Below are 18,238 nucleotides of genomic sequence, written 5' to 3' on the forward strand. Positions count from 1 at the left end.
AGATCAGTGGCCACATACATCATCAGACGGTTGATAGCGGCCGTCATGCTGCTCTTCGTGGTGAGCATCGCGACGTTCGCCATCTTCTTTCTCGTCCCGCGGCTCGCCGGGATGTCCGCTGACGACCTTGCTTCCCGCTATGTGGGCAAGGCCGCCAACGATCAGATGATCCACGAGGCCGCCGTCAGGCTGGGCTTCAACGACCCGCTGGTCGTGCAGTACGGGCGGTTCGTGAAGGGCATCTTCCTCGGCGTGGACCGCAACTACGGTCCCGGCGTCGAGCACTGCCCCGCCCCGTGCTTCGGCTACTCCTACGTCACCCAGAACCCGGTGCTGCCCGACCTGCTCGACCGGCTGCCGATCACGCTGTCGCTCGCGCTCGGCGCGGCGGTGGTGTGGGTGGTGTTCGGTGTCTCGACGGGCGTGCTGTCGGCGCTGCGGCGCGGCAGCTTCTTCGACCGCCTCTCGATGGGCGTGGCCCTGGCGGGCGTGTCGCTGCCCATCTTCTTCACCGGCATCGTGTCGCTGGCCATCTTCCGTGACCAGCTCGGCCTGGTCGGTGACGTCGCCGACTGGGTGCCGTTCTCGGAAGACCCGCTCACCTGGGCGAACAACCTCATTCTGCCCTGGGTGACGCTGGCCTTCCTGTACGCCGCCGGTTATGCCCGGCTCACCAGAGCAGGCATGCTGGAGACCATGTCGGAGGACTACATCCGCACGGCACGGGCCAAAGGACTGCCCGAACGCATGGTGGTGGTCAAACACGGCCTGCGTGCCACGCTCACGCCCGTGATGACCATGTTCGGCCTCGACCTGGGCCTGCTGCTCGGCGGCGCCGTGCTCACCGAGAGCACGTTCTCGCTGCCCGGCATCGGCAAGTACGCGGTCGACGCCATCAACAACAACGACCTTCCCCAGGTGATGGGCGTCACGCTGACCGCGGCGAGCTTCATCATCGTGGCCAATCTGATCGTCGACCTGCTCTACGCGGTGGTTGACCCGAGAGTGAGGCTGACGTGAACGAGAGCGCCTTTCTCGACGTCAAGGACCTGAAGATCCACTTCTCGACCGATGACGGCGTGGTCAAGTCCGTCGACGGGCTGTCCTTCAGCCTCGAACGCGGCAAGACGCTGGGCATCGTCGGCGAGTCCGGGTCGGGCAAGTCGGTCACCAGCCTCGGCATCCTCGGCCTGCACCGCGGCAAGAACGCGCACGTCTCCGGCGAGATCTGGCTCGACGGCGAAGACCTCGTCACCGCCTCGCAGGAGCACGTGCGCCGGCTGCGCGGCCGGAAGATGGCGATGATCTTCCAGGATCCGCTGTCGTCGATGCACCCCTTCTACACGGTGGGCGACCAGATCATCGAGGCGTACCGCATCCACCACAAGGTGTCCAAGAGCGTGGCCCGCAAGCACGCCATCGACATGCTGGGCCGGGTCGGCATCCCCGAGCCCAAGAGCCGGGTCGACTCCTACCCGCACGAGTTCTCGGGCGGCATGCGTCAGCGCGCCATGATCGCGATGGCGCTCTCGTGCGACCCCGAGCTGCTCATCGCCGACGAGCCGACCACCGCGCTCGACGTGACCGTGCAGGCGCAGATCCTCGACCTGATGCGTGACCTGCAGCGCGAGTTCAACTCCGCGCTGATCATCATCACCCACGACCTGGGTGTGGTGGCCGAGCTGTCCGACGACATCCTGGTCATGTACGCGGGCAAGTGCATCGAGTACGGCTCGGCCGAGGACATCTTCTACCGGCCCGAGCACCCCTACACCTGGGGGCTGCTGGGCTCGATGCCCCGCCTCGACCGGGAGCCCACCGAACGGCTGCTGCCCGTCAAGGGCACCCCGCCGTCACTGATCAACGTGCCGTCGGGCTGCGCCTTCCACCCCCGCTGCCCTTACTCCGACCTGACCGACGGCCAGTCCAAGGCCGAGGTGCCGGCCCTGGCTCCGACCGACCCGGGCCACCTGGTGCGCTGTCACCTGAGCAGGACGCAGCGGCGGACGCTGTGGGAGAACGAAGTCAAGCCAGTGCTGGAGACGCAGTGACCACCACGAACGAGCCGCTTCTTTCCGTCCAGGGCCTGGAGAAGCACTTCCCGGTGACCAAGGGCCTGTTCAAGCGGCAGGTCGGGGCCGTCAAGGCGGTCGACGGGATCAGCTTCGACGTGTTCAAGGGTGAGACGCTCGGCCTGGTGGGGGAGTCGGGCTGCGGCAAGTCCACCACCGGCCGCCTGGTGACCAGGCTGCTGGAGCCGACCGCGGGCAAGGTCGTCTTCGAGGGCCGTGACATCACCCACATGCGCCAGGGCAAGCTCCGGCCGCTCCGCCGCGACATGCAGATGATCTTCCAGGATCCCTTCTCGTCGCTCAACCCCCGCCACACGGTCGGCACCATCGTCGGCGCCCCATACCGTATCCAGGGTGTGCAGACGGAGAACGGGATCAAGAGGGCCGTCCAGGACATCCTCGAACTGGTCGGCCTGAACCCGGAGCACTACAACCGCTACCCCCACGAGTTCTCGGGCGGCCAGCGCCAGCGCATCGGCATCGCCCGCACGCTCGCGCTGAAGCCCAAGCTGATCATCGCCGACGAGCCGGTCTCCGCGCTCGACGTCTCGATCCAGGCCCAGGTGGTCAACCTCCTGGAAGACCTGCAGAACGAGCTGGACCTCACCTACGTGGTCATCGCCCACGACCTGTCGGTGGTCCGCCACATCAGCGACAGGGTCGCGGTCATGTACCTCGGCAAGATCGTGGAAATAGCCGACCGCAAGAGCCTGTACAGAGTCCCCATGCACCCCTACACCAACGCGTTGCTGTCGGCGGTGCCGATCCCGGACCCCAAGGCCCGCGCGAAGAGCGACCGCATCAGGCTGACGGGCGACGTGCCGAGCCCGCTCAACCCGCCCCCGGCCTGCCGCTTCCACACCAGGTGCTGGAAGGCCCAGGACATCTGCAAGACGGTCGAGCCGCCACTGGAGGAGCTCGCCAGCGGACACCAGGTGGCCTGCCACTTCCCGGAGAACGCCCCCGAAGCGGCGACGAAGACGGCCGCCACGACACCCTGACGCGTACCGGTCGGCGGCTTCCCGCCGCCGACCGTGAAGATCAGGAAAGGGCGCCCGGCGTGGCGAGGCCGGTCTCATAGGCGAGGACGACCGCCTGCACGCGGTCGCGCAGACCCAGCTTGGTGAGCACATTGCCGACGTGGGTCTTGACGGTCGTCTCGCTGACCACCAGCTTCCTCGCGATCTCCGCGTTGGACATCCCCTTGGCGATCAGCCGCAGCACCTCCAGCTCCCGCTCGGTCAGCCGGTCGAGCCGCGCCGGGGTCGCCTGCTCGTACGCCGACGGCAGCCGTTTCGCGAACCGGTCCAGCAGCCGGCGGGTCACGCTCGGCGCCACGATCGCGTCGCCCGCCGCCACCACCCGGATCGCCTGCACCAGCTCGTCCGGCGGCACGTCCTTCAGCAGGAACCCGGACGCGCCGGCCCGCAGCGCCTCCACGATGTACTCGTCCAGGTCGAAGGTCGTCAGCACCAGCACCTTCGGCACGTGCGCCGTCGGCGCCGCCTCGCGCACGATCCGGCGCGTCGCCTCGATGCCGTCGACCCCGGGCATCCGGATGTCCATCAGCACCACGTCGGGCAGCAGCGCCCGTGTCTGCTCCTGCGCGTCCTTGCCGTCACCGGCCTGCCCCACCACCGTGAGGTCGGGCTCGGCCTCGAGTATCAGGCGGAACCCGGTGCGCAGCAGCGGCTGGTCGTCCACCAGCAGCACCCTGATCGTCATGGTGAGTCCTTCAACGGAAATCTCGCGCGCACCTCGAAACCGCCCCCCGGGCGCGGACCGATGCTGAGGATTCCACCATAGAGGGCAACTCGCTCACGAATGCCCACCAAACCGTGCCCTGGCTGCCCGGAAAGGCCCGCCGCCCCCCGCCCGTCGTCCTCCACCCGCACGTCCAGCTCACGCGGATCATGTCGTACGGTCACCACGGCCTTGGCGCCCGGACCCGCGTGCCGCAGGCTGTTCGTCAGACCTTCCTGAACCAGCCGGTAGGCGGCCAGATCAACACCGGCGGGGATCGGCCGGGCATCGCCCTCGACCGACAGCCGAGTGGCCAGCCCCGCCTCCCGCATCTGCTCCACCAGCGCGGGCAGGTCCTGCATCCCCGGCTGCGGCCCCAGCTCGGCACGGGCGTCGGTGCGCAGCACGCCCACAATGTTGCGCATCTCGGTCATCGCCATCCGGCCCGTGTGCTCGATCGCCGACAGGGCCTCGCGGGCCAGATCGGGATCGGAGGCGAGCACCCGGCGCGCGGCCGCCGCCTGCACCGTCATCACGCTCACGTGATGGGCCACGACGTCGTGCAGCTCGCGGGCGATCCTCGAGCGTTCCTCGGCCCGCGCGGCCCGCGTGTCGGCCGCCGAGGCGCGCTCCAGCCGGGCCGCACGGTCCTTCAGCTCCTCCAGGTAGGCGCGGCGCAGCCGCAGGCTCCGCCCGGCCCCCCAGACCGCCAGGAGCACGATGAGCACCACCAGGTGCTCGCTCCAGTTGCGGCCCGTGATCGGAGTCACCGTCCCGGCCAGCGCGTAGGCGAGGAACGACATCAGCAGCGCGCACAGCGCCATGGCCAGCCCGCGGTAGGACGCCACCGAGTAGAGCAGCACCAGCGCCGCCACCCCCGCCGCGCCGGAGCCGTAGCCGAGCGAGGTCAGCAGCGTCTCGGGCACCAGCCCGGCACACAGACCCGCCAGCGGCCAGCGCCTGCGCACCGCGACCGGCGCGCACGCCAGCGCCACCAGCACGGCGCCGAACGGGTCGGCGCCCCGCATCCCGTCGATCGGCAGCCCGCCCGGCTCCAGCCAGGCCGAGTCGGAATAGCGGAAGAGTCCGACCGAGGCCGCGGTCAGCACCACGGCGAGCACTGTGTCGTGGATCATGGCCCGGTCGATGCGCACGCTTCACTGTAGGCCCAGGTGAAAGCCCGGAACCTCCTCCCAGGGGAGGAGAGCCGGTCTCCTACAGCTCGTCCGTGGCCGCCCGCCGGCTGCTCCTGACCGTGTCGCCTGGCTGCCGGTCGGGCACCGGCGGCGGCGTGCCGCCGAACTCCGGGCAGAGCGCCTGATAGTCGCACCAGTCGCACAGGCGGCTGCGCCGCGCCCGCCACTCACCCGACTCCAGCGACCGCTCGATCGCCGTCCACAGCGCCCGCACCTTGCGCTCGGTGGCCAGCAGGTCGGCCTCGTCGGGCGCGTAACGCAGCACCTCGCCGCCGCCGCCCAGGTAGACCAGCTGCAGCAGCCTGGGCACCGTGCCACGCAGCCGCCACAGCACCAGCGCGTAGAACTTCATCTGGAACAGCGCCTTGGCCTCGAAGTCGGGGCCCGGCGCGCTGCCGGTCTTGTAGTCGACGACCCGCACCTCGCCGGTCGGCGCCACGTCGAGCCGGTCGACGTAGCCGCGCAGCATGAGGCCGCCGTCGAGGACCGCCTCCACATAGAGCTCCCGCTCGGCGGGCTCCAGCCGCGTCGGGTCCTCCAGCGTGAAATAACGCTCCAGCATCGCCCGCGCCTGAGACAGCCACGTCGCCTGCTCGGCGTCGTCGGCGAACATCTCCGCGTAGAGGGGGTCGTCGGCCAGCAGCCGCTCCCACTGAGGCGCCAGCAGCTCCAGCGCCGCCTCCACCGACCGGCGCGGCGCGGGCAGGTCGTACAGTCGCTCCAGGACCGCGTGGATCACCGTGCCGCGCACGGCGGCCGGTGAGGGCTTCTCCGGCAACTGGTCGATCACGCGGAAGCGGTAGAGCAGGGGACAGGTCATGAAGTCGCCCGCACGGGAAGGGGAGAGGGCTCCGATGATCACCGGTTCGGTCAACGTCATGCACCGCACTCTAGGTCAAGCGCCCGACAGAATAGGGCCCGCGAAGCGGGGATCACCCTGTCCGGCGCGTAGCATCAAGGCAGCGACAGCACGTATTGGACGGCAAGGAGCGCGGTGAGCGAGCAGAGCCCGCAGCAGGAATTTTCCGGTCTTCGGATGGGAAAGCCGTTCGGCATCCCGGTCTACGTGTCGTGGACGTGGTTCATCGTCGCGGCCTTCATCACCTGGATGTTCGGTGACCGGGTGCGCGGCATGCTGCCCGAGCTCGACGCCACCGCCGCCTACGCCGTCGCGTTCGTCTTCGCCGTCCTCCTCTACGTCTCGGTCCTGCTGCACGAGCTGGCCCACAGCGTGCTGGCCAAGTCGTACGGCCTGCCGGTCCGCCGGATCACCCTCTACCTGCTCGGCGGCGTGTCGGAGATCGAGAAGGAGCCGCCGACCCCCGGCAAGGAGTTCATGGTCGCGGCCGCCGGCCCCGCCCTCTCGCTCGGCCTGGCCGGGATCGGCCTGGCCGCCGACGTCTACCTGGTCAACGGCGGCGGCATCGGCGAGGTGCTGATCTGGCAGCTCTGGGTGGCCAACCTCATCGTCGGCGTGTTCAACCTGCTGCCCGGGCTGCCGCTCGACGGAGGCCGGATGCTGCGCGCCGGAGTCTGGAAGCTGACCAGCAACGCCGGCTCCGGCACCATCGCCGCCGCCTGGGGCGGCAGGGTGCTGGCCGTGCTGCTGGTCGTGTCGCCGTTCGCCATGTCGATGATGAGCGGGCAGGAGGTCGACCCGCGCGACCTGCTCTGGCCGCTGGTGCTGGCCTCGTTCATCTGGCTCGGCGCCACCCAGTCGCTGCGCGTGGCCCGCATCCGCGCCAGGATCCCGCAGGTCAACGCGCGCACCCTGGCCCGCAGGGCGATCCCGGTCGCCGCTGAAACCCCGCTGTCGGAGGCGCTGCGCCAGGCCGCCGAGAAGCGGGCCGGCGCCCTCGTCGTCGTCGACCACGAGGGCCGGCCGGTCGCGATCGTGCACGAGGCGTCCGTTCAGGCCACCCCCGAGCACCGCCGCCCCTGGGTGAACGCCGGCTCCATGGCCAAGTCCCTGGAGCCGTCCATGGTGCTGGCCGCCGACCTGACGGGGGAGGCGCTCATCGACGCCATGCGCGAGGCCCCCGCCGGCGAATACCTGCTCGTGGAGCGCGGCGGCGAGATCTACGGCGTGCTCGCCACGGCCGACGTCAACCGTGTCTTCAGCGGCGTCTGATTTGTCCCACTCGTATATGCGGCAGCCCCCGGCTAGTGTCGTGTCCAGTGATCAGGCGATTCCGGATCGCACCTGGCGGTTCGAGGATGCGACGACTGGCCGATAGTGTTCTGTTTGGCCAACTTGCACACTTGAGAGGTTTGTTGCGGTCCACCGGTTCACCGAATCGAGACGGGGCGGCCGCGACACCGCCTCGCCGTATGGGGTATGCGTATGGCTGGTGGCCGTCACGGCAGTGCGGATGTCGTGACACCGCCGGCTTCCGGGGAGGAGAGTTGAGTGACCGAGCGCAGCGAGGGCACCGATGAGCGCAGCGCGGTCGTCATGAAGAAGGAGGAGTCATGACGGGCCAGGGCTTCGGGGCGGTGCGTCCGCTTCCCGGAGATGGGCTGGTCGCCTATCTGGGCGGGCTGTTGCTGGTGTGCGACGCGGCCGAGGCCGCGGCCGACCAACTGCTCAAGGCACTGCGCGAGACGGCCGACGCCGGGGGCGACGGCCGTGCGCTGGCCAGGCGCGCCGCCCAGGTGCTCGCGGCCAACATGACCGGCGACCCCGCCAACTGCGCGGTCGCGGGACCGGTCGGCGGCGGCGTGGCCGTCCTGGTCAGCGGCTCCGCGTCGGCCACGGTCACCACCGCGTCCGGCGAGACCCGGCTGGCCGGCAGCGACTCGCTGACCTGGGCCGACCGGCTCATCAACGGGCCGGTCCAACGCGTCGCGCTACGCCTGCCCGGCGGTGGCGAGCCGCACCCCGCGGTCCAGTTCGACGGCGGCGTGGTGCACGGCGGCGGGCTGGTGGGCGACTTCGGCGACGTCCCCGAGCGGGCCCCGGCGCAGTCCAGGCCGCTGACCAGCGAGCTGCCCAACACCGCCCTGCACTTCGAGCCCGAGCTGGTGGTGCCGCCTCCGGTGCAGATGGCGCCCTACCCACTGTCGGGCAACGACCAGCCCGCCACACCCTCGGGACCGCAGCCGTCCCCTTCGTTCAGCCCCCAGCCTCCGTCCGGGCCTCAGCCGCAGCCCGTGCTGGAGCAGCCGCCGTTCCTGTCGGCGGTCCCCGACCCACCGGCTCCGGTCGAGCAGCCGAGCGGGTTTCCGACCTACGACGAGCCCGCGCCGGTGCTCTCGGGCAACGGCACGATGCCCGAGCAGTACGAGCAGCCCTCCTCCCCCTACGACCAGCCACGCGACTCCTACGACCAGCCGCGTGAGCAGTTCGACCAGCCCCGCGAGCAGTTCGACCAGCCCCGCGAGCACTTCGAGCCACCACGCGAGCACTTCGAGCAGCCCCGCGAGTTGTTCGAACAGCCGCCGCCGCCTCCGCCCGCCCAGGAGGAGCACGGCGACCGGCAGCTTGTCTATGGGGTCGACTGTAAGAACGACCACTTCAACGACCCTCGCGTGCCCTACTGCGCGGTCTGCGGCATCGCGCTCGTCCAGCGCACGCTCGTACCGTACAAGGGACCACGGCCCCCGCTCGGCGTCCTCATCCTCGACGACGGCACCGCGCTGCCACTGGAGAGCGACTACCTCCTGGGACGCGACCCCGAGCGCGCGCCGGAGGTGGCGGGCGGCACGGCCAGGCCCGCCAAGGTGACCAGCCCGGACGGCTCGGTGTCCCGCAGGCACCTGCGGGTGGCGCTCGACGGCTGGGACGTCAACCTGGTGGATCTCGGCTCGGTCAACGGCACCCAGATCCAGCCGCCCGGCGACCCGAACTTCTACGACATCCCGCCCAACGAGCCCGTCACCATCGTCCCGGGCACCACCGTCCGCGTCGGCGTCTCCCGCACCATGCGTTTCGAGGCCCACCGGGGGTGAGCCCTCGTCCGGAACGCCCGCTCTCCTCTGGGGGTGCGGGCGTTCTTTCGTGAGTGGCCGCTGTGCGGGGCGGGCGATGTCTCTGCTCGTACGCCGGGCATCGGGCACCCGCCCCGGGCCGCCCGCCTCCCTGGTTACTAGCTCGCTGGGCACCCGCGCTCGGCCACCCGCCGACCAGGGCTGAGGCCTTCAGGGGACAGCCTCCGATCCTGCTCATGCCGGCACGGCGGTCTCGTTCACGGCCGGGTGGCGACCCCGCGCTGCAGGGGCGTCCTGCGCACGACGCGGTGGCACGGTCCCGCACTTGCCTGGGCGTCGCACCGCTGAGGGCCGCGCGGGCCGCTTACTTCCGGGAGGCGCCCCGCTCATGGCCGGGTGGCGGTCTCGTGCTGCGGGGCATCCTGGTGGCGCGGTCCCGTGCTTGCCTGGGGGTCGCGCCGCTGAGGGGCGCGCGGGCCTGCTTGTTCCCGGGAGGCGCCCCGCTCATGGCCAGGTGAGGGGTCTCGTGCTGCGGGGGCATCCTGGCGGCACGAGACCGCACTTGTCTGGGGCCGCGCCGCCGAGGGCCGCTCGGGCCTGCTTACTTTCGGGGGCGTCCCGCTCATGGCCGGGAGGGAGCGTGTCGGGGGCGCGGTCAGGATGTTGTGCGGGTGAGGTAGGTGGTCACGAGGTCGTCGACCGGGAGGGACAGGTTGAGCGCGATGCCGCGTTCGTCGGGGCCGAGCGGTTCGAGGGCCGCGAACTGGGAGGTCACCAGCGACTCGGGCATGAAGTGCCCGGACCGGCCGGCCACCCGTTTCCTGATCATGTCGACGTCGCCGTCGAGGTGCAGGAAGCTCACCTCAGGAGCGGCTTCCCGCAGCAGGTCGCGGTAGCGGCGCTTCAGCGCGGAGCAGCCCGTCACGGCCCCGGTGGCGGCGTGCTCGGCGAGCCAGGCGCCCACCGAGCGCAGCCACGGCAGCCGGTCGGTGTCGTCGAGGGGTGTTCCGGCGGACATCTTGGCGACGTTCGCCGGGCTGTGGAAGTCGTCGGCGTCGGCGAACGGCACCCCGAGGCGTTCGGCGAGCGCGGCCCCGACCGTGGACTTGCCGGATCCCGTCACCCCCATCACGACGATGAGCGGCGGGCGGCGTGCGTCGTCCATAACGGGGGCAACCTCTCGAGCTCGGCTGCGCGCCAGACTAGACAGGTAACGTCATATCAATCAAGCGGAAGCGGCTGATAAATCATACTTTTGATGCCGATCCGTGTGAGGATGGCCCCGTGGGAGTCGCGGACGAGAGCCTGCATGGCGCCGTGCTCGACAAGCTGGGCGCCCTCGTGGTCGCGGGCGAGTACGCCACCGGGCAGGTGCTCAGGATCGAGCAGTTGGAGGCCCGGTTCGGGGTGTCACGCACGGTCGTGCGCGAGGCCGTACGAGTCCTTGCGTCCATGGGCCTGGTCAGCAGCCGCCGGCGCGTCGGCGTCACGGTGTCGCCCCGCGCCTCCTGGAACCTGTTCGACCCGCGCGTCATCCGCTGGCGGCTCGACAACGGCGAACGCGAATCGCTGCTCCGCTCCCTCGGCGAGCTCCGCCTCGGCGTCGAACCCGTCGCGGCCGCCCTCGCCGCCGCCCACGCCACTCCCGAGCAGTGCGGCCGGTTGACCGAGGCGGTCATGCGGATGGCCGTCCACGGCAGGGCCGGCGACCTGGAGTCCTACCTGGCCGCCGACATCCTGTTCCACCGCACGCTGCTCGAGGCCTCGGGCAACGACATGTTCGGCGGCCTCTCCACGGTGGTGGCGGAGGTGCTGGCGGGCCGTACGCACCACCGCCTGATGCCGGCCTTCCCGGAGCCGGCGGCGATCCGCCGGCACGCGGAGGTCGCCCAGGCGATCCAGTCCGGTGACGCAGCGGAGGCACGACGCGCGATGCGCGACATCGTCGAGGAGGCGACGCGCGCCATGCTCGGCCCCGGCGGCTGACGCGCCGATTCTCCTGATGCCGAATTGGGCAGGCGGTGCGCTATTGATGCCACAGGTATCGCCCATTGCCGAAGTTGCCGTTGGTGGTGGTTCATGTACGAACTAGGCGGTCCGTATAGGCCCGTTCCATGCCAGTCCGGTCGTTATTAGCCCGGCTGGGCGCGGTGCCCTGGTTCTGGCGAATGCTGATCGCCGGGGTGGCGCTGAGCAGCGCGGACAGCGAGGATCCGAGAGCCTGCCTCGGGCGTACGAAAGCACGCTCCAGCGCCCTTTTGTCCATTTTTAAGGAAATATCGTAAGGTCATCCGTATTCGCGGGATCAGGCCCGTATCAAACGCGAGGGAAAGCCTGTACGCCGCGTAACAGGCGTACCGCGGCCTCCAGCCCGTTGGCGGCCTCCAGGGCCCGGCCCGCGGCGGTGGCGAAGCGGCTCAGCAGGTGCTCGTCCGGGTCCCCGAACCGCCGCCCCGCCACCCACAGGAACGCGTGGTCCCTCGTGGCGAGCGGCAGCGGCATGGCCAGGAAACCCGGCTCGCCCATCGACGGATCCGGCACGATCAGCACCGGGCCGGACGCCGAGACGAGCGTCTTGAGCACCCCGGACTCCTCCAGCCACGGGCGCACCCGCAGCGGGTCGACCGGTGGCGCGTGCACGTTGACGGCGTGGGCGACCTCCCGTAGCGGGTCCACCTGGACGAATCCCGCGTAAGCCGTTCCGGTGACCGCGGCGGCGGTCCGGCTCAGCCTGTCGATCAGTCCCGCGGAGTCCAGACAGGAGAACGAGGCGATGAGTTCACGCATGGCGACGTCGACACGGTTGTAAGGCATCGCTGTATCCCTCGGCGGAGGGGGAGAATGAGATCGCGCGGCCCGATCACGCGTATCTCAGGGGCGGTGACCCCGAGTCTCGCCGTCAGCGTGTCACTTGACCAGCCCCCAACTGGAAATCGGAATTTTCTGTCACCGGGGACGCAGGCGGAGCCACTCCAGCTCGTCCGCCCGGGTTCCGTCCTCCCTGGGGAACACCTCCCGATGCGCCGACTCCCGGACGAACCCGGCCCGCTCCAGCACCCGCTGCGAAGCCTTGTTGTCCACCACGGTCCCGGCCACGATCCGGTGCAGCGGGGTGTTGGCGAACGCCCAGTCCACCAGCAGCCGCACGGCCCGCGTCATGAACCCCCTGCCCCGGAACTCCGGCTGCAGCGAGTAGCCGATCATGCCCTGCCCGATCACCGGCTGCACATGCACCAGTTGCAGGTGCCCGGCGAACTCCCCGGACACGGCGTCCTTGATCGCCAGCTCGATCCGCTGCCCCGACAGCCACCAGTAGCCGGTGTAGCGGCAGCGCCGCTCGTTGTCCTCCAACGTGGTGCTCGGCCCGACCCCGTAGGCGGCCACGCTCGGCTCCCGCATCATCCGGTGGTAGTCGGGGGCGTCGGCCACCTCCATCGGCGCCAGCCGTACCACCCCGTCGCTCAGCTCGCCGCCGTCGAAGAACGGCAGGTACGGCTCGGCCGCCAGGCCGGGGTCGCGCGGGATCCTGGCGAGCGTGATGATGTCGGTGCGGCGCCCGTCACGCCCGACCTTGGCATCACGCCTGCGCCCCTCCTCCTGGAAACCGGCCTTGAAGGCGACCCGCAGGCTGGCGAGGTTCTCCACCGCGGCGTGCAGCTCCACACGCTCGACACCGTGGTCGAACAGCCACTCGGTCACCGCCCGCGTCGCCTTGGTCACCACGCCCTTGCCGCGGGCCCACGGCGCGGCCAGGTAGCCGATCTCGGCCACGCCCCAGGCATCGGGCGGCCGGACGCCGATGGCGCCGACGTAGTGGCCGTTCTCGGTGATCGTGAACTCGGCGCCGCCGTTCGCCCACTTCGCCTCCGCCGCCCGCAGGTAGTCACGCGCGTCCTGCAACGTGTACGGCGACGGCAGCACGTACAGGAACCGGGCCGTCACCGGGTCGTCACACGCGCGGACGATCGCCTCGGCGTCGGCATTGGAGGGACGGCGCAACACCAGGGAACCAGTAGAGATCACTTCACGCGGAAACATCCCTCATAGATATCGCGCGTCGAGGCGTGCTCGAAAGCCCTATAACCTTGCGGCCATGGGTTTCCGCAGGCATGGGCCGTTTCAGGCGGGGGATCAGGTGCAGCTCACCGACCCCAAGAACAAGCGCCACACGATCACGCTCAAAGAGGACGGCGTCTTCCACACGCACAAGGGCGCCATCCCCCACAGCGAGTTGATCGGGCAGCCCGAAGGCTCCGTGGTGCGCTCCTCCGGCGGGACCCAATACCTCGCGTTCCGCCATCTGCTCCAGGACTACACTCTGGCCATGCCGCGTGGCGCCGCCGTGATCTACCCCAAGGACGCCGCGCAGATCGTCGGCATGGCCGACATCTTCCCCGGCGCCCGGGTGATCGAGGCCGGCGTCGGCTCCGGCGCGCTGACCTGTTTCCTGCTGCGCGCCGTCGGCCCTGAGGGCCACGTCACCTCCTACGAGCGGCGCGAGGAGTTCGCCGACGTCGCGCGCAAGAACGTGGAGAAGTTCTACGGCGGCTCCATGGACGACACCTGGCGGCTCGTCGTCGGCGACCTGGTCGCCTCGATCGACGAGGTGGACGTCGACCGTGTCATCCTCGACATGCTCGCCCCGTGGGAGTGCGTGGACGCCGCCGCCAAGGCCCTCACACCGGGGGGCGTCATCTGCTGTTACGTGGCCACGACCACCCAGATGTCCAAGACTGTGGAGGCGATTCGGGATCACGGGAGTTTCACGGAGCCCCATGCGTGGGAGACCCTGGTTCGCGACTGGCATGTCGAAGGGCTCGCCGTAAGACCGGATCATCGGATGATCGGCCACACCGGGTTCCTCGTCAGCGCCCGCCGCATGGCGGACGGCGTGGCGCCGCCGCCACGCCGTCGACGACCGAAGGGGACCACCGAGGAACTATGACAATTTGGCTACGAGGCTGCGTTGGTGCGTGACACGGGAACAGATCGCCGTGTTCATATGCTGGCACTGTTAAACGCACTATTAGGGATTATTCGCCGAATACAGATTGTCACACGACGAACACTGCCCGGCCAGGTTACGGAGGGGCCCGAGATAGGTAAGGTCCTAAGTAGTCGCCCTCGACTGGGAAGGAGGTGACGGGGCGTGGCAGCTCGCGATGATGCTGAGGCTCGAGCCGCGCAGCGCGAACGGGAGGTCGCTGATCTTTCAACACAGGTCTCCTTCCTCCAAGAGGAGATCACCGCGCTGAGGCGGAAGCTGGCCGAGTCACCCCGTCAGGCCAGAGTCCTTGAAGAGCGTCTCCACGAGGCGCAGGCGAACCTCGCGGCCGTCACCGGCCAGAACGAGCGCCTGGTCGCCACACTCAAGGAGGCCAGGGATCAGATCGTTGCCCTCAAGGAAGAAGTCGATCGGCTGGCGCAGCCGCCATCCGGGTTCGGCACCTTCCTCGAGGCCAGAGAAGACGGCACGATCGAGGTGTTCACCGGCGGCCGCAAACTGCGGGTGAACGTCAGTCCCGCCGTCGACGTCGAATCGCTCAGCCGTGGCCAGGAGGTCATGCTGAACGAGGCGCTCAACGTGGTCGAAGCCCTCGGCTACGAAGAGGTCGGCGAGATCGTGATGCTCAAGGAGCTCCTCGACCAGGGGCAGCGCGCACTGGTCATCTCGCACGCGGACGAGGAGCGCGTCGTGCGGCTCGCCGAGTCACTGGTCGGGCAGCCGATCAGGGCAGGCGACTCGCTGTTGCTCGAACCCCGCTCGGGCTACGTCTATGAGCGGATCCCCAAGTCCGAAGTCGAAGAGCTCGTGCTCGAAGAGGTCCCCGACATCTCCTACGAGGAGATCGGTGGCCTCATGAGGCAGATCGAGCAGATCAGGGACGCCATCGAGCTGCCCTACCTGCACGCCGACCTGTTCCGTGAGCACAAGCTGCGCCCGCCCAAGGGCGTCCTGCTCTACGGCCCGCCCGGCTGCGGTAAGACGCTCATCGCCAAGGCCGTCGCCAACTCCCTGGCCAAGCAGGTCGCGGAGAAGACCGGCCAGGAAGGCAAGAGCTTCTTCCTCAACATCAAGGGCCCCGAGCTGCTCAACAAGTACGTCGGTGAGACCGAGCGGCACATCCGCCTGGTCTTCCAGCGGGCTCGTGAGAAGGCCTCCGAGGGCACCCCGGTGATCGTGTTCTTCGACGAGATGGACTCGATCTTCCGCACCCGAGGTTCCGGCGTCTCCTCAGACGTCGAGAACACCATCGTTCCTCAGCTGCTGTCGGAGATCGACGGCGTCGAGGGCCTGGAAAACGTCATCGTCATCGGCGCCTCCAACCGCGAGGACATGATCGACCCGGCGATCCTGCGGCCCGGCCGCCTGGACGTCAAGATCAAGATCGAGCGGCCGGACGCCGAAGCGGCGAAGGACATCTTCTCCAAGTACCTCATCGCCGAGCTCCCGCTGCACCCCGAGGACCTCTCGGAGCACAGCGGCTCCCGCGAGGGCACCATTCACGGCATGATCCAGAGCGTCGTGGAGCGCATGTACACCGAGAGCGAAGAGAACCGCTTCCTCGAGGTGACCTACGCCAACGGCGACAAGGAAGTCCTCTACTTCAAGGACTTCAACTCCGGCGCGATGATCCAGAACATCGTCGACCGGGGCAAGAAGATGGCCATCAAGCAGTTCCTGGAGAGCGGCCAGAAGGGCCTGCGGGTGCAGCACCTGCTCGCGGCCTGCGTGGATGAGTTCTCCGAGAACGAGGACCTGCCCAACACCACCAACCCGGACGACTGGGCCCGCATCTCCGGCAAGAAGGGCGAGCGGATCGTCTACATCCGCACGCTCGTGTCGGGCAAGCAGGGCGCGGAGGCGGGTCGGTCCATCGACACCGTCGCCAACACCGGCCAGTACCTGTAAGAGGCTGCTGAGAAGGGCCGCGCGGATCTCCGCGCGGCCTCTTTTCACGTGCGGGCCAGGCGGCTCGTCGCGCGCCTTCGGCTTCGTACGATGATGTCCATGAGCACGAGCTGGCCGAACCCCGCCCGCACGCCCTACACCGCGCGAGACCGCGCTCTCATCGGCGTCGAGCACGCCCGCCAGGCCCGCGCCCACTTCGAGACCCACCGCCGCTACCGGCCCACCCCGCTCCACTCCCTGCCCGCCCTGGCCCGCGCGGCGGGAGCCGGGACCGTCGGCGTCAAGGACGAGAGCGGGCGGCTCGGGCTCGGCAGCTTCAAGGCGCTCGGCGGCGCGTACGCCGTGCACCGCCTCGTCCAGCGCGGCGAGGCCGACGCGAGCACCACCTTCGTCTGCGCCAGCGCGGGCAACCACGGCCTGTCCGTCGCCGCCGGGGTGCGCGAGATCGGCGGCACCTTCGTCGTCTACCTGGGCCACGACGTCCCCGAACCCTTCGCCGACCGCCTGCGCGCCCTCGGCGCGGAGGTACGGCGGAGGGGCGGCGACTACGACCAGAGCATGTTCGCCGCGCAACAGGCCGCCGACGACAACGGATGGCAGCTCGTCTCCGACAGCTCGTGGGAGGGCTACACCACCGTCCCCCTCGACATCATGCGCGGCTACACCGTCCTGTTCGACGAACTGGCCGAGGCGCCCACCCACGTGTTCGTCCAGGCCGGGGTCGGCGGGCTCGCCGCCGCGGCCGCCGCGTACACCCGCGACCGCTGGGGCGAACGGCCCGCCATCGTCGTCGTCGAACCCGAAGGCGCCCCCTGCCTGCTCGAAAGCGCCCGCGCCGGCGAACCCGTCCACGTCGAAGGCTCGCCCACGACGCTCGGCCGCCTCGACTGCCGTGAACCATCCCTGATCGCCTACGAGCTTCTGTCCCACCTGGCCGACGCCTTCGTCACCATCACCGACGCCGAGGCCGCCGATGCCGCCGCCCGGCTGGCGGCCGAGGGGGTCTCCGTCTCGCCCTGCGGCGCCACCGGAGCCGCCGGCCTGCTGGCGCTCGACGCCGCCACTCGCCGGGCCCTCCGCCTGGACTCCGGCGCTCGGATCCTCCTCATCGGCACCGAGGGACCCGTGTGAGAATTGGGACCAACGGAACCAAAGTGATCGTTGTGCCGTCCAACAGGGCGTGCAACCACCCAACCGGCTGAGGCACGTTCGAGGGGACGGCCGGCTGGCCGAGCTCGACCTGCTGCGATTCGTCGCCGCTCTGGCGGTGCTCGCCTTCCACTACCTGATCGCGTTCGCCTCCGTCTGGGGAGACCGGCCCGCCGAGCTCTTCCCCGCCGTCGCCCCGATCGCGGGGCTCGGCATCCTCGGCGTCGAGCTGTTCTTCGTCATCAGCGGCTTCGTCATCCTCATGAGCGCGTGGGGGAGAGGGCTCGGGGCGTTCGCCCGGAGCAGGTTCGTCCGGCTCTATCCCGCCTACTGGCTCAGCCTGGCCGCCGTCGCGGCTCTCTACGGCCTCACCGGCGCCAAGGCGCTCGACCCCAAGCTTTCGCCAGGGGAGTATCTGGTGAACGCCAGTATGTTCCAGCGCCTGTTCAAGGTCATGGACGCCAGCGGCGTGTACTGGTCGCTCTGGGCCGAACTCCGCTTCTATCTGCTCATGGCCGTCCTCGTCATCATCGGCGTCACCTACGGCCGCGTCATGATCTTCGCCGGTCTCTGGCTGGCCGCCGCGCTCGGCGCCGAACTGCTCGGCAACGAGGTGCTCAACGAGATCGTCATGCCCCGCTACGCCCCCTACTTCGTCGCCGGCATGTCCCTCTACCTCGTCCACAAGAACCGCAACGCCGTGCTGCCCTGGCTCTACGTCGCCGGTGGTTATGTCTTATCGGTCCACTCGGCGCTCGAACGCGTCCACGGCCGGATCAAGCTCGCCGGCATCAAGAGCATGCCCGTCAGCGACCTCAGCGTGATCATCACCATCACGCTCGTCTTCGCCGTCATGTCGCTCGTCGCGCTCGGCGCCTTCCGGCTGCGACCGTCCAGAACGCTCGCTGCGCTCGGCGCGACCACCTACCCGCTCTACCTCTTCCACTCCGTCGTCGGAGTCGCTCTCATCCCGCTCCTGGCCGCCAGAATGGCCCCATGGGCCGCCGCCCTCACCACCGCACTCGCGGCCGTACTCCTGTCCTATCTCGTCTACTCCCTTGCCGAACGCCCCATCCAGCGCCTCCTTAAGCCACGCAGACGTCCACAAACCCCACCAGCTTCCGCCGTAAATGTGGAAAAGGCTGCGGTGCCATAACTCTGTGACCCTGGGGCACTGTGAAGGGCATAGGCTCGGGCATATAAACGGCGGATAGACAGATCCGGACGAACAGAGG

At 69.4% G+C, this 18,238-nt stretch carries 16 protein-coding genes; 10 read left to right on the plus strand and 6 right to left on the minus strand.

The window, feature by feature from the left end; genetic code table 11:
• Positions 1-6 precede the first annotated feature (6 nt).
• The 3 genes from KLK06_RS16445 to KLK06_RS16455 are packed head-to-tail and all read left to right on the plus strand — an operon-like array spanning position 7 to position 3,073.
• Positions 7-1,020 carry an ABC transporter permease gene (locus KLK06_RS16445; RefSeq protein ID WP_214636344.1) on the plus strand — a complete coding sequence of 338 codons (1,014 nt, stop codon included), beginning with the start codon at positions 7-9 and terminating at the stop codon, positions 1,018-1,020.
• Complete coding sequence (locus KLK06_RS16450; protein ID WP_214636345.1) at positions 1,017-2,051, plus strand: ABC transporter ATP-binding protein; 1,035 nt, start codon at positions 1,017-1,019, stop codon at positions 2,049-2,051. The genes KLK06_RS16445 and KLK06_RS16450 overlap by 4 nt, the downstream gene beginning before the upstream one ends.
• Positions 2,048-3,073 carry an ABC transporter ATP-binding protein gene (locus KLK06_RS16455; RefSeq protein ID WP_214636346.1) on the plus strand — a complete coding sequence of 342 codons (1,026 nt, stop codon included), beginning with the start codon at positions 2,048-2,050 and terminating at the stop codon, positions 3,071-3,073. Before KLK06_RS16450 ends, KLK06_RS16455 begins: the two co-directional genes overlap by 4 nt.
• Positions 3,074-3,113: 40 nt before the next feature.
• Here the strand turns inward: KLK06_RS16455 and KLK06_RS16460 are convergent, their stop codons facing one another.
• The 3 genes from KLK06_RS16460 to KLK06_RS16470 form a co-directional block, all read right to left on the minus strand.
• On the minus strand, positions 3,114-3,797 hold the full coding sequence (locus tag KLK06_RS16460) for a response regulator transcription factor (RefSeq protein WP_214636347.1): 684 nt from the start codon (positions 3,795-3,797) through the stop codon (positions 3,114-3,116).
• On the minus strand, positions 3,794-4,969 hold the full coding sequence (locus KLK06_RS16465; RefSeq protein ID WP_308168284.1) for a sensor histidine kinase: 1,176 nt from the start codon (positions 4,967-4,969) through the stop codon (positions 3,794-3,796). The genes KLK06_RS16460 and KLK06_RS16465 overlap by 4 nt, the downstream gene beginning before the upstream one ends.
• 61 nt (positions 4,970-5,030) lie before the next feature.
• Positions 5,031-5,891: a RecB family exonuclease gene (locus tag KLK06_RS16470; protein WP_214636348.1), complete on the minus strand. Its 861-nt coding sequence runs from the start codon at positions 5,889-5,891 to the stop codon at positions 5,031-5,033.
• A gap of 156 nt (positions 5,892-6,047) precedes the next feature.
• On the opposite strand from KLK06_RS16470, the gene KLK06_RS16475 reads away from it, so the two are divergent.
• Together KLK06_RS16475 and KLK06_RS16480 are read left to right on the plus strand one after the other, a co-directional pair.
• Complete coding sequence (locus KLK06_RS16475) at positions 6,048-7,142, plus strand: site-2 protease family protein (protein WP_214636349.1); 1,095 nt, start codon at positions 6,048-6,050, stop codon at positions 7,140-7,142.
• A gap of 341 nt (positions 7,143-7,483) precedes the next feature.
• Positions 7,484-8,962 carry an FHA domain-containing protein gene (locus KLK06_RS16480; protein WP_214636350.1) on the plus strand — a complete coding sequence of 493 codons (1,479 nt, stop codon included), beginning with the start codon at positions 7,484-7,486 and terminating at the stop codon, positions 8,960-8,962.
• A 634-nt stretch (positions 8,963-9,596) separates the two neighbouring features.
• Here KLK06_RS16480 and KLK06_RS16485 read toward each other — a convergent pair.
• Positions 9,597-10,106 carry a gluconokinase gene (locus KLK06_RS16485; RefSeq protein WP_214636351.1) on the minus strand — a complete coding sequence of 170 codons (510 nt, stop codon included), beginning with the start codon at positions 10,104-10,106 and terminating at the stop codon, positions 9,597-9,599.
• A gap of 119 nt (positions 10,107-10,225) precedes the next feature.
• On the opposite strand from KLK06_RS16485, the gene KLK06_RS16490 reads away from it, so the two are divergent.
• Entirely contained in the window at positions 10,226-10,927 is a 702-nt protein-coding gene (locus KLK06_RS16490) for a FadR/GntR family transcriptional regulator (protein ID WP_214636352.1), read from the plus strand.
• 330 nt (positions 10,928-11,257) lie between these two features.
• Here the strand turns inward: KLK06_RS16490 and KLK06_RS16495 are convergent, their stop codons facing one another.
• A complete protein-coding gene (locus KLK06_RS16495) occupies positions 11,258-11,755 on the minus strand; it encodes a hypothetical protein (RefSeq protein ID WP_214636353.1) in 498 nt (165 codons plus the stop codon).
• 132 nt (positions 11,756-11,887) lie between these two features.
• Positions 11,888-12,943 carry a GNAT family N-acetyltransferase gene (locus KLK06_RS16500; protein ID WP_308168285.1) on the minus strand — a complete coding sequence of 352 codons (1,056 nt, stop codon included), beginning with the start codon at positions 12,941-12,943 and terminating at the stop codon, positions 11,888-11,890.
• A gap of 91 nt (positions 12,944-13,034) precedes the next feature.
• Between KLK06_RS16500 and KLK06_RS16505 the strand changes: the two genes are divergently transcribed.
• The 4 genes from KLK06_RS16505 to KLK06_RS16520 all read left to right on the plus strand — a co-directional run bounded on the left by KLK06_RS16505 (position 13,035) and on the right by KLK06_RS16520 (position 18,159).
• Entirely contained in the window at positions 13,035-13,886 is an 852-nt protein-coding gene (locus KLK06_RS16505; RefSeq protein ID WP_214636355.1) for a tRNA (adenine-N1)-methyltransferase, read from the plus strand.
• A gap of 204 nt (positions 13,887-14,090) precedes the next feature.
• A complete protein-coding gene (gene arc / locus KLK06_RS16510; protein WP_214636356.1) occupies positions 14,091-15,854 on the plus strand; it encodes a proteasome ATPase in 1,764 nt (587 codons plus the stop codon).
• Between the two features lie 99 nt (positions 15,855-15,953).
• Positions 15,954-16,985, plus strand: coding sequence for a pyridoxal-phosphate dependent enzyme (locus KLK06_RS16515; RefSeq protein ID WP_214636357.1), 1,032 nt, complete (start codon positions 15,954-15,956; stop codon positions 16,983-16,985).
• A gap of 49 nt (positions 16,986-17,034) precedes the next feature.
• Positions 17,035-18,159 carry an acyltransferase gene (locus tag KLK06_RS16520; RefSeq protein WP_214636358.1) on the plus strand — a complete coding sequence of 375 codons (1,125 nt, stop codon included), beginning with the start codon at positions 17,035-17,037 and terminating at the stop codon, positions 18,157-18,159.
• Positions 18,160-18,238 lie beyond the last annotated feature (79 nt).

The sequence above is a fragment of the Nonomuraea sp. NEAU-A123 genome (genome assembly GCF_018603905.1).
GTDB lineage: Bacteria > Actinomycetota > Actinomycetes > Streptosporangiales > Streptosporangiaceae > Nonomuraea.

Bases quoted from the DNA above. Each gene is read 5' to 3' on its own strand.
- KLK06_RS16460 (WP_214636347.1), bottom strand. From the start codon at position 3,797: ATGACGATCAGGGTGCTGCTGGTGGACGACCAGCCGCTGCTGCGCACC.
- KLK06_RS16470 (WP_214636348.1), bottom strand. From the start codon at position 5,891: ATGACGTTGACCGAACCGGTGATCATCGGAGCCCTCTCCCCTTCCCGT.
- KLK06_RS16475 (WP_214636349.1), top strand. From the start codon at position 6,048: ATGGGAAAGCCGTTCGGCATCCCGGTCTACGTGTCGTGGACGTGGTTC.
- KLK06_RS16480 (WP_214636350.1), top strand. From the start codon at position 7,484: ATGACGGGCCAGGGCTTCGGGGCGGTGCGTCCGCTTCCCGGAGATGGG.
- KLK06_RS16485 (WP_214636351.1), bottom strand. From the start codon at position 10,106: ATGGACGACGCACGCCGCCCGCCGCTCATCGTCGTGATGGGGGTGACG.
- KLK06_RS16495 (WP_214636353.1), bottom strand. From the start codon at position 11,755: ATGCCTTACAACCGTGTCGACGTCGCCATGCGTGAACTCATCGCCTCG.
- KLK06_RS16505 (WP_214636355.1), top strand. From the start codon at position 13,035: ATGGGTTTCCGCAGGCATGGGCCGTTTCAGGCGGGGGATCAGGTGCAG.
- KLK06_RS16515 (WP_214636357.1), top strand. From the start codon at position 15,954: ATGAGCACGAGCTGGCCGAACCCCGCCCGCACGCCCTACACCGCGCGA.